Origin of the sequence: Streptomyces sp. T12, from assembly GCF_028736035.1 — a bacterium.
GTDB lineage: Bacteria > Actinomycetota > Actinomycetes > Streptomycetales > Streptomycetaceae > Streptomyces.
Window position 1 is genome coordinate 5,746,869 of record NZ_CP117866.1, and the last position, 12,600, is coordinate 5,759,468.

At 69.3% G+C, this 12,600-nt stretch carries 8 protein-coding genes and 4 pseudogenes; 6 read left to right on the plus strand and 6 right to left on the minus strand.

All coding sequences use genetic code 11. The features are described 5' to 3' along the window. Window positions 1-124 precede the first annotated feature (124 nt). The 4 genes from PBV52_RS25830 to PBV52_RS25845 all read right to left on the minus strand — a co-directional run bounded on the left by PBV52_RS25830 (window position 125) and on the right by PBV52_RS25845 (window position 5,792). The gene (locus PBV52_RS25830; protein WP_274241387.1) at window positions 125-2,374 is read right to left on the minus strand and encodes a xanthine dehydrogenase family protein molybdopterin-binding subunit; all 2,250 of its coding nucleotides are present in this window, start codon (window positions 2,372-2,374) and stop codon (window positions 125-127) included. Then, window positions 2,371-3,351: a xanthine dehydrogenase family protein subunit M gene (locus PBV52_RS25835; RefSeq protein WP_274241388.1), complete on the minus strand. Its 981-nt coding sequence runs from the start codon at window positions 3,349-3,351 to the stop codon at window positions 2,371-2,373. The genes PBV52_RS25830 and PBV52_RS25835 overlap by 4 nt, the downstream gene beginning before the upstream one ends. A 12-nt stretch (window positions 3,352-3,363) precedes the next feature. Beyond that, entirely contained in the window at window positions 3,364-4,029 is a 666-nt protein-coding gene (locus PBV52_RS25840; RefSeq protein ID WP_274241390.1) for a (2Fe-2S)-binding protein, read from the minus strand. 518 nt (window positions 4,030-4,547) lie between these two features. Then, window positions 4,548-5,792, minus strand: a complete 1,245-nt coding sequence (locus tag PBV52_RS25845) for a sensor histidine kinase (protein ID WP_274241391.1) — start codon at window positions 5,790-5,792, stop codon at window positions 4,548-4,550. 398 nt (window positions 5,793-6,190) lie between these two features. On the opposite strand from PBV52_RS25845, the gene PBV52_RS25850 reads away from it, so the two are divergent. The 5 genes and pseudogenes from PBV52_RS25850 to PBV52_RS25865 all read left to right on the plus strand — a co-directional run. Continuing rightward, a complete protein-coding gene (locus PBV52_RS25850) occupies window positions 6,191-6,433 on the plus strand; it encodes a hypothetical protein (RefSeq protein ID WP_274241392.1) in 243 nt (80 codons plus the stop codon). 15 nt (window positions 6,434-6,448) lie between these two features. Beyond that, window positions 6,449-6,539 (plus strand): annotated as a pseudogene (locus PBV52_RS51445) (VapC toxin family PIN domain ribonuclease); the annotation flags it as partial. Between the two features lie 298 nt (window positions 6,540-6,837). Further along, window positions 6,838-7,332 (plus strand): MarR family winged helix-turn-helix transcriptional regulator, encoded by a 495-nt coding sequence (locus tag PBV52_RS25855; protein WP_274241393.1) that lies wholly within the window; start codon window positions 6,838-6,840, stop codon window positions 7,330-7,332. A gap of 178 nt (window positions 7,333-7,510) precedes the next feature. Then, a complete protein-coding gene (locus PBV52_RS25860; RefSeq protein WP_274241394.1) occupies window positions 7,511-8,650 on the plus strand; it encodes an ABC transporter substrate-binding protein in 1,140 nt (379 codons plus the stop codon). A 29-nt stretch (window positions 8,651-8,679) separates the two neighbouring features. Then, a pseudogene (locus PBV52_RS25865) lies at window positions 8,680-9,456 on the plus strand (LysR family transcriptional regulator); the annotation flags it as partial. Between the two features lie 559 nt (window positions 9,457-10,015). On the opposite strand, the gene PBV52_RS25870 reads toward PBV52_RS25865, so the two are convergent. Continuing rightward, entirely contained in the window at window positions 10,016-11,461 is a 1,446-nt protein-coding gene (locus PBV52_RS25870) for a family 43 glycosylhydrolase (protein ID WP_274241395.1), read from the minus strand. Window positions 11,462-11,484: 23 nt separating this feature from the next. After that, window positions 11,485-11,651: pseudogene (locus tag PBV52_RS51820) on the minus strand (RICIN domain-containing protein); the annotation flags it as partial. A gap of 280 nt (window positions 11,652-11,931) precedes the next feature. Between PBV52_RS51820 and PBV52_RS25875 the strand changes: the two are divergent. After that, a pseudogene (locus PBV52_RS25875) lies at window positions 11,932-12,074 on the plus strand (site-specific integrase); the annotation flags it as partial. Window positions 12,075-12,600: the final 526 nt, after the last annotated feature.

Here is a 12,600-nt window from a genome sequence, read left to right on the forward strand (position 1 = left end):
TGGGTGGTTGGGAAGCCCGCCGCCGCGCCGGCATCGGGGGATCGGAGACACGGCGGCGGGCCGATCAGTGGGACGGCTCTCAGAGCCCCGCCCGGGTGGCGGGAGGGGCCCTGCCGCCCGGGGTTCAGAGCAGGGCTTCGGCGGTGATGGGCAGGTCGCGGACGCGGCGGCCGGTGGCGTTGAAGACCGCGTTCGCGATGGCAGGCGCGACCCCGACCTTCACGATCTCGCCGAGGCCCTTGACGCCGATGGGGTCGGCGTGGAGGTCCTCCCCGTCCAGGTAGATCGCCTTGATGTCGGGGATGTCGGCGTTGACGGGCACGAGGTAGTCGGCGAGGTTGGCATTGACGATCCGGCCGTCGCGGTGGTCGGTGACCGTGTGCTCCAGCAGGGCCTGCCCGACGCCGCCCACCATGGCGCCGAGGGCCTGGCTGTCGGCGAGCTTGGGACTGATGATCCGCCCGACGTCGTAGACGCCCAGCATGCGCCGCATCCGCACCAGGCCCAGCCGCTGGTCGACGGCCACCTCGGCGAACGTCACGCTGTAGGCGTTCATGGAGTACCGGTCGTCGCCGCTCGGGGTGAAGATCCCGCGCGTCTCCAGGTGCGTACGGCTGTTACGGGCCAGCAGTTGCCGGTAGGTCTCCCCGCGCGCGGGGTTGCCCTTGACGTGCAGCCGGCCGCCGCGGACCACGATGTCGGCGGCGTCGACGCCGTGCAGCGGTGACCGCTCGTCCTCGACGGCGAGTTTGATCGCCTCCTGTCGCAGCTTGTCGCAGCCGTCCTGGACGGCGGAGCCGACGCCGGCCATGGTCTGCGATCCGCCGTGCGGCGGGGACGGCGGGAAGGTGGAGTCACCGAGTTCGAAGCGGACCGTACGCATGGTCAGGCCGAGGGCGTCGGCGGCGACCTGGGTCATGGAGGTGTAGGTTCCGGGGCCCATGTCGCTGGTCGACGCCTGGACCAGGGCCGTGCCGTCGGCGTCCAGCCTGACCCGTGCCTCGGACCGCATGCGCAGGGTGTCGTAGATACCGCTGGCCATGCCCATGCCGATCAGCCAGTCGCCGTCCCGCCGGGAGCGGGGCTTGGGGTTGCGCCGGTGCCAGCCGAACTCGCGGGCTCCGGTCCGCAGGCACTCGCTCAGGCGCCGGGTGGACCAGGGCAGCCCGTTGGCAGGGTCCTCCTGCGGTTCGTTGCGCAGCCGCAGCTCAATCGGGTCGATGCCGGTCTCGTGGGCGAGTTCGTCCATGGACGACTCGATGGCGAAGGCGGCGCTGGACCAGCCGGGGCCCCGCATGAACGTCGGTGTGTTCACGTCCAGCGGCACGGTCCGAAGCGCCTGGCGGACGTGGGGCGTGGCGTAGAGCATCTGCCCCGGGTTCATCACGCCCTCGACGTAGTGCTCGTACGAGGACGTCTCGGCCCGTATCCGGTGGAGCGCCGCGGTCAGGCGTCCGCCTCGGGTGCTGCCCAGACGCAGCTCGTACTCGTAGGCGGGCCGGTAGCCCACCCCGTAGTACAGCTGCTCGCGGGTCAGTACCAGCTTGACCGGGCGGCGGATCTGGCGGGCGGCGAGGGCCGCGATGGTGGTGTGCGGCCAGGTACGCAGCGCGTTGCCGAACGCGCCGCCGACGAACGGCGAGATGACGCGCACGTTCTCTGCCGGCATGCCGAACACGGCGGCGAGTTCGTCCCGCGCGCCCACCACCCACTGGCTCTTGTCCCACACGGTGAGCTTGTCGCCGTCCCAGCGGGCGATGGTGGCGTGCGGCTCCAGCGCGTTGTGGTGGTTACGGGTGAGCCGGTAGGTGCCCTCCAGTTTGACCTCCGCCGACGCCAGCGCGTCTTCGGGGTTGCCGCGCACGTAGTTCTGCGGCGGCAGGGGGTCGTTCTCCCGGACTCCGGGTGCCGACATGTCGGTCGACGGCTTGTCGGCGTCGTAGGTGACCTTCACCAGGTCCGCGGCGTGCTGGGCGACCTCCAGTGTGCGGGCGACGACCACGGCGACGGGCTGCCCCAGGAAGCGGACCTTGTCGTCCTGGAAGACGTGCAGCCGTTCGCCGACGAAGGGGTCCAACCAGGCGCCCGGGTTGTCGCGGTAGGCCAGCGCGGGTTTGTCGAGGTGGCTGATGACGCCCAGGACGCCGGGCTGGGCGTCGGCGGCGCGGGTGTCGATGCCGGTGATCCGTCCGCGCGCGACACTGCTGTCGACGATGACGGCGTGCACGACTCCGTCGATGATGGGGGTCCCCCCGCGCGAGGTTGTTCGAGCGTGGGGGAGGTCGGCGGTGTACTTGGCCTGGCCGGTCACCTTCAGCCGTCCGTCCACCCGGGACAGCGGGGCGCCGACGGCTGCCTGCGGCTGCGGGCTCACTTGCCACCTCCCACGATGCGCAGCTGGCGCTCGACGGTCCGTTTGAGCAACTCGACCTTGAAACGGTTGTGTTGGAGGGGCCGTGCCCCGTCGGCGGCGTGTTCGGCGGCCGTGGTCCACAGGGCGTCGGACGGCCGCCGCCCGATCAGCTGCCGTTCGACGGCGGTGAGCTTCCAGGGCACGGTGCCCACGCCTCCGGCAGCCACCTTCGCCTCGCGGATCACCCCGTGCCGGATGTGCAGGGCGACGGCCGCCGAGGTCAGCGCGAACTCGTAGGACTGCCGGTCGCGGACCTTCAGATAGCCCGACCTCAGCGGGCGCGGAAGGGCCGGAAGCTCGACCGCGGTGATCAACTCGCCTGGGCGCAGGGCCTGTTCACGGTTCGGGGTGCTGCCCGGCTTGAGCAGGAAGTCGGCGAAGGGCACGGTGCGCTCGCCGTCCGCCCCCATCAGGTGCACGCTCGCTTCCAGGGCGGCGAAGGCCACGGCCACGTCGGAGGGATGCGTGGCCACGCAGTCGTCGGAGGTGCCGAGGATCGCGTGGGTGCGGTTGACGCCGTGCAGGGCCGCGCAACCGGAGCCCGGCTCCCGCTTGTTGCAGGCGGCCGTCACATCGCGGAAGTACGTGCACCGGGTGCGCTGCATGATGTTGCCGCCGATGGTCGCCATGTTCCGCAGCTGCGCGGACGCGCTCAGCTCCAGGGCCTGCGAGATCACCGGGTACAGGGCGCGCACGCCCCGGTGGGCGGCGGCCTCGGACATCCGCACCAGTGCGCCGATGCGCAGGCCCCCGCGCCGGGTGACCATGATGTCGCGCAGCGGCAGGGCGCTGATGTCGACCAGCGTGCGGGGGCGTTCGACGGTCTCGCGCATCAGGTCGACCAGCGTGGTGCCGCCGGCGATGTAACGGCCGCCGTCGCGGCCGGCGTGGAGGGCTTGCCGGGTGTCGGTGGCCCTGGTGTAGGAGAAGGGATGCATGGGGGCCGTGCCTCATTTCCCGTGCGCGGTCTGCTCGACCGCGCGCACGATCTTCACGTAGCAGCCGCAGCGGCAGATGTTGCCGCTCATGAACTCCCGGATCTCCTCCGGTGAGCCGGTGTGGCCCTCCTTGATGCAGCCGACGCCGGACATGATCTGGCCGGAGGTGCAGAAACCGCACTGGAAGGCGTCCTGGTCGATGAACGCCTGCTGCAGCGGGTGCAGCCGTTCGCCCTTGGCCAGGCCCTCGATGGTGGTGACCTCGGCGCCGTCCAGCCGGACCGCCAGCGTCAGGCAGGAGTTGACCCGCTGTCCGTCGACCAGGACGGTGCAGGCGCCGCAGGCACCGGCGTTGCAGCCCTTCTTCGATCCGGTCAGCCCCATGTGTTCGCGCAGCAGGTCCAGCAGCGAGGTCCGGTTGTCGACCGTGACGGTGCGGCGCTCGCCGTTGACGGTCACGGAGACGCTGCTGGTGGGCGGCGCCTGGGTGGCGGCGTCCGCCGGCTCGACGCCGAACACGGACGGCCCGCCTATCAGGCCACCCGCCACGACAGCACCGCCGACGGCCGTGGTCGCGATGAACGTGCGCCGGGACGGGGCGGACGAAGATCCCTCGGAATCTCCCTCCGAATATCCTTCGGAGGGAGAAACAGTTGACTCGGGGGGTTCGATGGACATGCCCACTCTCTTGGTCGACGGAAGACGGATGGCGTACCGACCACCGTCATGTGCACGAATCGGCGTGAGTACGGGAGACGGTTCACGCCGCGGTGGACGAGCCGGGCCCTCGGCCCGCGAGGATGGTGGCGACCGGGGGTCGAACACGGTCGGCAGCCGCCTCACCAGGCCCTCGGTGCGGCATGGCATCCACTGTGCTGCATGCGGCGCGATACAACGAGCAAGCAGTTTTGGGACGACTCCGGTAGCTACGACTGCCGTTGGTACGTCTGGCAGTAGCAGTCAGAGCGGTCGTCCCGTGGCAGCCGCAGCGGTCCACCCGTCGGCGGCGCTGATGTCGTCTTGCGCGACGCGGGTGCCACAAACGAAAGGCCTCTGCGTGACTGCCTGTTCAGCCCGGAGCTCAAAGAACAAGGTGCGTGGCATGAACCGCGCACGCGACGGAAGTCCGCCCCGGTCATGCCCCCTTTTCCCCGCACCCCCCCAGCCCGCGTCACGTCAATCGGGCCGCCGACACGTCACGCCCTGGTCGGCCAAGCCGTCGGCAGCACCGCCGTGACCTCCCAGCCCTGGCCGGTGGGACGGGGGCCGGTGCGCAGTTCGCCGCCGAGGGCGGTGACGCGTTCGGTGAGGCCGACGAGACCGAAGCCGCCGCCCCGCGCGGCCTGCGGGATCCGGGTGCCGCCGCGGCCGTCGTCGCGCACGGTCACCGTCAGGGCGCGGCCGTCGTGGACCAGGTCCACGGTGACCTCGTCGGCGTCGGCGGCGTGGCGGCGGACGTTGGTCAGGGCCTCCTGGACGACGCGGTATGCGGCTGTCTGCACCTCGGGCGGGAGGTCGTCGGGTACGGCGGGGTCGCGGCACACGACGACCTTCGGGCCGACGGGACCGCTGAAGCCCTCGACCAGGCTCGGGAGCGCCGCCAGATCGCCGAGCGGACGGCTCGTGCCGTCGGCTGCGGTGGTGTGGTCCGGGGCCTCGCGCAGCAGGCCGACGGTGCGCCGCATGGAGGCCAGGGCCTCGGTGGCGGAGGTTTCGATGTTCCGCAGCACGGGGCGCAGTTGGTCCGGGTCGGTCGCCATCATCTGGGCCATCTGCGTCTGCACCAGGATCCCCGTGACGTGATGGGCGACGAAGTCGTGCAGGTCGGCGGCCATCGCGAGGCGTTCGCTCCGGCGGGTCCTGTCGACCATCGCGCGGCGGCGGTGATCGAGGAAGCGCAGGTAGCCGCCCAGTCCGGCGGCCACCATGACCGGAAACAGGAGCCCCAGCCCGACTCCTCCGGCAGGCACGTCGGGGACGGGAATCCTGGCAGGCAGGATGACGACGGCCACGCCGCACAGCCCCACGAACGCCGTCGCCCACCACCCGGGGCAGGAACGGACGGCAACCAGCAACAGGTACAGCAGTGTCGCGATTTCCCCCAGGCCGAACGCCATCGGCCAGTCGGTCAGGACAGCGACCACCGTCAACGCCACCGAGGCCCCGGCGGGTACGGCGATGCGCAGGGCGGGGCTGACCCACGCAGGCCGCCTGGCCATGGGCCAGAGCACCGCGGCCAGGCACAGCGGCAGCACGGTGGCGGGCTGCAGCCACGGCGTCACGCCATACCCGTCCTGCGGTCCCAGTGCCGCCATGAGGCCCGCTTCCAGCAGGTCCGTGCCGGCCGCCAGGATCATCAGGGCCACGCCGACCGCACGCAGCCCTCTGCGCCGACGGCCGCCTGGCACGGCCGGTCCGTCGATCACGGGCACAAGGTTCACGGCGCCAGAGTAAGCATCCTGCGGCCCGGCAGGATTCGGCCGAACGGCCATCGCCGCCCGAGCGGGGCCGCCTCAACAGTGGCCGAATGACCGAGGCGCGCGCGGGATCCCGCGAGGAAGGCGGGCGATGTCCGTCTCAGGTGCGGTCCTCCGCGCGCTGGTACTGCTCGCCGTCCGGCAGGGCGCAGCCACCGTACCGACCGCACCGCCTGTCGCACCCGGCTCCCCTGGTGCTCCGGCAGGCCGTCCGCACGGCCCGAGCGGTGTGTGCTCAGGCGCTGCTGGAGCAGGCCGGCCACCCAGGACGTGACGTCGTCGGCCGCGGCAGGCCACTCAGGCCTGGCTCGCACGGCGGCGGCTCGGTACGAGGCAGGGTCCGGCCGAGTCACCCGGCAGGTGTGGGCCAAGCATCCGACGACAAGATCCGGCTCTTCCGCGCGTTCCGGCAATCACTCCCCGGCGCCTTCCTGGTCCGGCCAACGGGGGCAGCCGGGACCGACCGTCGTCGTGCGATGAACGTCGCCACCGCGATCATCCACGCCCTCCGGGCGTACGCGCACCCGGAGGCGCCGGCGGCCGTACCGCACACCAGCACCATCGCGAAAACGTCAGAGGCCGACACGCGGCACCTTCTCCCGTGAGCCCTCACACCCACCATCACCCTCGACCGACGGGACTTCCGCGCCGTACGCCTTTTGGGCCGGCACAAGGCATTTCCGGGTTCTCCCCGACGACCTCCCGCTCTGACACGAGATCCTCCGTGGCCAAGCATCCTCTCCCGCAAGGGGCTTGGCCCCCTCCTGCCGAGATGCGATGCGCGGTAGGTGTCCGGCGCCGTTCGGGACGGGCGACGTAGGGCCCTTGCCGGGTGATGGCAGCAGTACCCAGTAGGCACCGCCTGCCTCTCAAAGCCGCGCGCTGGTCGCCGACTCGCCTCATTCACTACGGAGACCACCTGACTGCTGGCTGACTGCTGGCGCTGTGAGGCCCCCGGAACCCGGTCGGAGAGACGGCCCTCGAAGCAGCTCTCACTAGAGTGCGATCCATGGAACCCCGTTGGCTCTCCCCCGAGGAGCAGCGCGCCTGGCGCGCCTACCGCGACCTCAGCCTGGTACTGGAAGACGCTCTCGACCAGCAACTGCGACACAAGGCCGACCTCAGCCACCTGTACTACTCGGTGATGGTGTTCCTCTCGGAGGCCCCCGAGCGACGGCTGCGCATGACAGACCTCGCCGAACAGCTGAAGATCGCCCGGACACGGCTCTCCTACACCGTCAGCCGCATGGAGGAGCGCGGCTGGGTGCGCCGCGAGGACGCGCCGGGGGACGGGCGGGCCCAGCTCGCCGTGCTGACGGAGGAGGGGATGACCGCCCTTGAGCAGGCCGCCCCCAGTCACGTCGCCACCGTCCGGGCTGCCGTCTTCGACCGGCTGACGCCCGAGCAGGCGCGCGCCTTCGGTGAAGCATGCGAGATCATCCTCGCCGGCCTCACGGGCCCGGACCGCCCGGCCTTCCCCGCCGACCTCCCCTGGCGCCGCTGACCTCCCTCCAGAGGCAGAGGCGAGCCTGCCGAACTCCCACACCCCCCCGACTTCTCTGCGCGACCACCCCAGGCACTCATCCCAATATCTTGCAGATTTGCAATACCTGTCCTAGGGTGAAAGCAGATGGTTGAAGTGTCAACCTTCCCCTTCTTGCCCCACCACGAAGGAGTCGAGTGTGAAGTCCCCCCACAAGGCATGGGCCGTCGCCGTCGCCCTGGGCGTCCTGGCCGCGAGCGGTGCCACCGTCGCCGCCGCCACGCCTTCCCCGAAGTCCGCCCCCAAGCCCACGAGTGAAGAAGACCAGCTGCAGAAGCTGTACCAGGAGGCCGTGGCCGAGGGCGGCCGTCTGGTCGTCTACGCCGGCGGTGACAAGCCGGGCCAGGCGGACTACCTCAAGGACGCGTTCGTCAAGAAGTTCCCCAAGATGAAGGTCGACATCGTCGTCGACTTCAGCAAGAACCACGACGCCCGCGTCGACAACCAGATCGCCGAGCACCACGTGGTTGCCGACGTCGTCCACCTCCAGACCGTCGACGACTTCCCGCGCTGGAAGAAGGAAGGCGTGCTGCAGAAGTACAAGCCGGTCGGCTGGGACAAGGTCTTCGACCAGATCAAGGACAAGGACGGCTACTACACCGGCCTGTTCTTCTTCGCCTTCTCCAACGTCACGGCCACCAAGCTCGGCGACGACGCGCCCGTCGAGGCCAAGGACTTCCTCAAGCCCGAGTTCAAGAACAAGCTCGTCTTCACCTACCCGAACGACGACGACGCCGTCCTCTACTACTTCAAACAGCTCACCGACAAGTACGGCTTCGACTACCTGAAGAAGCTGCTCGCCCAGAACCCGAAGTTCGTCCGCGGCACCCAGGACTCCGCCGACCTGGTCGGCTCCGGTGACTACGTGGCGAGCTTCGGCACAAGCGGAGGCGTCCCGGGTGTCGCTGAGACCACCCTGCCGAAGAAGTCGCCATGGGTCGCCTGGCCGCAGACCGGCGCCATTCTCAAGAACGCCCCGCACAAGGCCGCCGCCAAGCTCTACCTGAGCTGGCTGCTGTCCAAGGATGCCCAACACGACTCCATAGGCACCTGGAGCGCCCGCACCGACGTCGCCGCGCCGGCGGGCCGCAAGGGCATCTTCGACTACGAGAACATGAACCCGCTCGGTCTCGGCGAGTTCATGGGCAACCGCACCGCCCTCGACCGCTACAAGGCCCGCATCAACCTCTATGTCGGCGACGTCAAGGGCGCGAACCCCTCCGACCCGCAGGGCGTGCTCGGCCTGTACCCCGTCAACCAGGACGGCACCCAGGGCTGACGGCCCTTTCCACCCCTCTGCTCCCCACCAGTCAACCCGCGATGAGCGCGGCCCTGGCCCGGCTGCGCCGCCACTTCGACGATGACCTGCTCGCCCGGGTGGGCGGAGGGTACGAACTGACCGCCCTCGGGCGGGCCCTCCTCGACCGGACCACCACCGCGTGCGACCTGCTGGAGCGCGTCTTCGCCAGTCAGGCCGAATTCAACCCCTCCCGCGAGGAACATGAGTTCACGCTGATCGCCTCGGACTACGCGGTTGCCGTCTTCGGCACCGAACTCGCCCGCACCATCCAAGCCGAGGCGCCGGGCATCCGGCTCAGGTTCAAACAGGTACCGAACGAAATCATCGACGACACCGGGTCGCTGCTCAGCACTGTGGACGGGCAGCTCACCCTCGACGACCTGGCCCGACTGCCATGGGTGACGTACCAACGAGCCTACGACGCCCCCGCCGCCCGCCAGATCGCCATGCTCGGCATCGAGCCGCGCGTGGCGGTCTCCATCGACAGTTTCCAGCTGATGCCACTCCTGGTCGCGGGCACCCGCCGGGTAGCTCTCCTTCAAAGGCGTCTCGCCGACGAGCTGGACGGACTCGCACCCGTCCGCATCATGGAACCGCCCTATGACGCCGTGCCGATCCAGCAGGCCCTGTGGTGGCATCCGGTCCACATGCACGACGCGGCGCACATGTGGCTGCGGGAAGGCCGGTCGGCCCACGATCTCCGGTCCGCCGAAATGAGCGTTGGGCTGTGCCCTGCACGCCACCCCCAAATTGGCCTGGACAAAAAACAAACCCCAGGCCACTGACCTGGGGTTTCATCGTGGAGCGGGTGACGAGAATCGAACTCGCGCTCTCAGCTTGGGAAGCGACGGCGCTTGCACAGGCTCCACGGCTCTGACCGGCACAGTTACGTGGACCTTGGGGTGGTCGTGTGGGCTGGCTCGCACCGCTGCTGACTGGCTCGCACCGCTGCTGACCGTGGTTTTCCGTTCTTACGGGCACGTGGAGGTCACGGAATCTCGGAAGGGGGGTACGGGCATCGGACTGTCCAGGCCCGACCGGACACCCCAGGGGCGTGAGGCTCTGCCCATCAGCGGCCTCCAGCCGCGGGCCGCCCCCGCATTCCTGGACCACGCACCAGATGCGTGCCGCCCGGACGCGGAGCGAAAGCGGGCGACCTGGGGGTACCTCCCATGCCCCTGATGAGGGTCTGTTGCGAAAGGGGCGCCGATTCATGACAGTGAGCCACCCGCGCGCCGCCCTGAGGTGACGCGCCGATGGCTCACTGATCACATAGCTCTTCGCGTAGCCCGGTCGCCCGGTTCCGGTCCCTCACTGAAACCGGATCGGTGCGTCCGGCCGGTCCTACTCCTTGTAGAAGGTGGCGTCCTGCTGGCCGACGGTGGTGGTCACCGGCTGGGTGTAGAGCAGGTGGTTGTAGTGCCGGATGTACCGGCCGGGGAAGTTGTACGACTCGTACGACACAGCCGCGGGGTCGGCGAGACCGGCCCGCTCGTGGAACGAGGCGTCATTGTCGAACAGGGTGGTGCCGTCGTCCTTCTCCACCCACACCTCGTTGTTCTTGTGGCGCAGGTAGTAGCCGGGGAAGTTGGCCGATTCGAGGGAGACGGTGCCGTTGCCGGCCAGGCCGGGGACGACGCGGAACTGCGAGTCGGCGAGTTCGGTGACGTTGGACTCGGTCTTGGCCCGGAACTCCCAGTGCCGGATGAACTTGTCCGGGTAGTTGTACGAGGAGAAGCGGACGGGGGTGACACCGTCGGCGACGGGGATGCCGAAGTTGGGTGTGCCGTCGGCGTTCCAGTAGATCTTCTGGTAGCGGGTGCGGCGGTTGGGGTCCTTGAGCGGGTCGCCGACGATGTCCCTGTAGTTGCGGGCGTGGTAGACGAGGATGTCCGACTTGCCGTCCTCGGAGACCGTGAACGTGTTGTGGCCGGGGCCGTACTGGCTGGTCTTGTCGTTGCTCTTGAGGACCGGCGTGGGAGTCTTGCTCCAGGAGGCCGGGTTCATCAGGTCGGCGGTGGCGTCGGCGGTCAGCAGGCCGAGGCAGTAGTTGGCGTTGGTGGCGCTGGCCGAGAAGGTCATGAAGACCTTGCCGTTCTTCTGGATCACGGCCGGGCCCTCGTTGACGCGGGCGCCGGCGGTCTCCCAGGCGTACTGGGGCTTGGAGATCATGACCGGGCTGCCCTCGATGGTCCAGGGGTTGGCCATCTTCGCCAGGTAAATTTGCGTGCCCTTGCCGAACGCCGGGTCTTCCTGGGCCCAGCTCAGGTAGCGGGTGCCGTTGTGCGTGAAGGTGGTGGCGTCCAGCGAGAAGGTGTCCATGGGCAGGCTGATCCTGCCCTTCTCGGTCCAGGTGCCGGTGATCGGGTTGGCGGCGCTGGTCTCCAGGACGTACGGGCGGATCCGCCAGATGTCGTTGGACCAGCCGGCCGTGAAGTAGATGTACCACTTGCCGTCGATGAAGTGGATCTCCGGGGCCCAGATGTGGGCGCCCATCTCACCGGTGGGGTGCTTGGTCCAGATCGTGGTCTCCGGGGCCGTGGCGAGGCCCTGGAGGGTGGTGGCCCGGCGCATCACGATCCTGTCGTACGCGGGGACCGTGGCGGTGAAGTAGTAGAAGCCGTCGGTGTGCTTGAAGATGTGCGGGTCGGCGCGCTGCTCGGCTATCGGGTTGGTGAAGGTGACGGCGGGGGACGCGGGCACGGCAGCCTGGGCAGGGGTGGTCACGGTGGTGAGCACGGCGAGCGCGGCCGCCGCAGCCACCAGAACCCGTCTGGCGAGATGTCTCATGTTTCTGTTGCGGCCCTTCGGGATCAGGCGGCCGTGGGGACGAGCCGCCACTGCTGGCAGGTGGTGCTGAGCCAGCTCCACCGGCGTACGTCGGTACCGTTGGCGTGCCGCGGTCGGCGACGTCCATGACCTTGCCGGTGGAGGCGTTGACGATGCGGGCGTAGTCGCCGCCGAGGCAGACCAGGCCGAATGGTGTTCGACGCTACGAACGGCGTGCGGAACTGCGGACGAAACGTAAAGGCGGCTCAGGGGCGGCGTCAATGGGGCGAATGAAACCGATATCCCGAACGCCGCCGACCACCCGAAAAACCATTGTCAGCCACACGACAAGCCCAGGCCGCGCCCCGCGGCGAGTCGTACGCTTGGTCGGCCCGAACCCGGTCCGGGCGCTTGCGCGGCCTGCCCGGCCCCTGCCGCGGGACCCGGACGGACCAGGGCCGCTTCAAACTGCTGCCGGCGCCGGAACAGATATTGCCACCGTTGCCCAGGTCGATGCCCTCGCCGAGCGATCGGTATCCGCTGGCGCCTCATGGTCTACCTCGGCGTGTATGGCCCGACGCGACCCGAGGAACTCGCCGGTCTTCGCCGCCGGGACGTCGGCCTCGACGGCCTGGTGCGCGCGGAGCGTGCGAACCACGACGACCCCGCATCCCTACCCGCGCACCGCAACGAGGAGGCTGCCAAGAGCTAATGGCGCGGTTGTGGTGCGCCACTCACCCACCGATCTAGACAACAAAGAACCCCCGGGCCGCTGGCCTGGGGGTTTCGCATGGAGCGGGTGACGAGAATCGAACTCGCGCTCTCAGCTTGGGAAGCGACGGCGCTTGGATGGTGGTACTGCTTCTGACCTGCAGTTATGTTGCCGCAAAGCGGCTTCGGAGGGCTGGCTTCGTGCCGCTGTTTACCGTTGTTGCCCGGTCTTATGGGCACGCTTTGGGCACGGACCCACAGGGGGACGGTGTGCGGGGGCTCGACCGCTCAGTTGCGGTACTGCACCTGCGGGTGCGGGATGTGCCTGACGTGTTGGCATTGCAGATGCACACTCCTGTGACAGCGTATGCGGTCCGAGGGCAGCGGTGGCCCAGTGGGCGGCCACGTTCGGCCGAGCAGAGCAGCCGGGTCAGTGCGGAGGCGTCGAA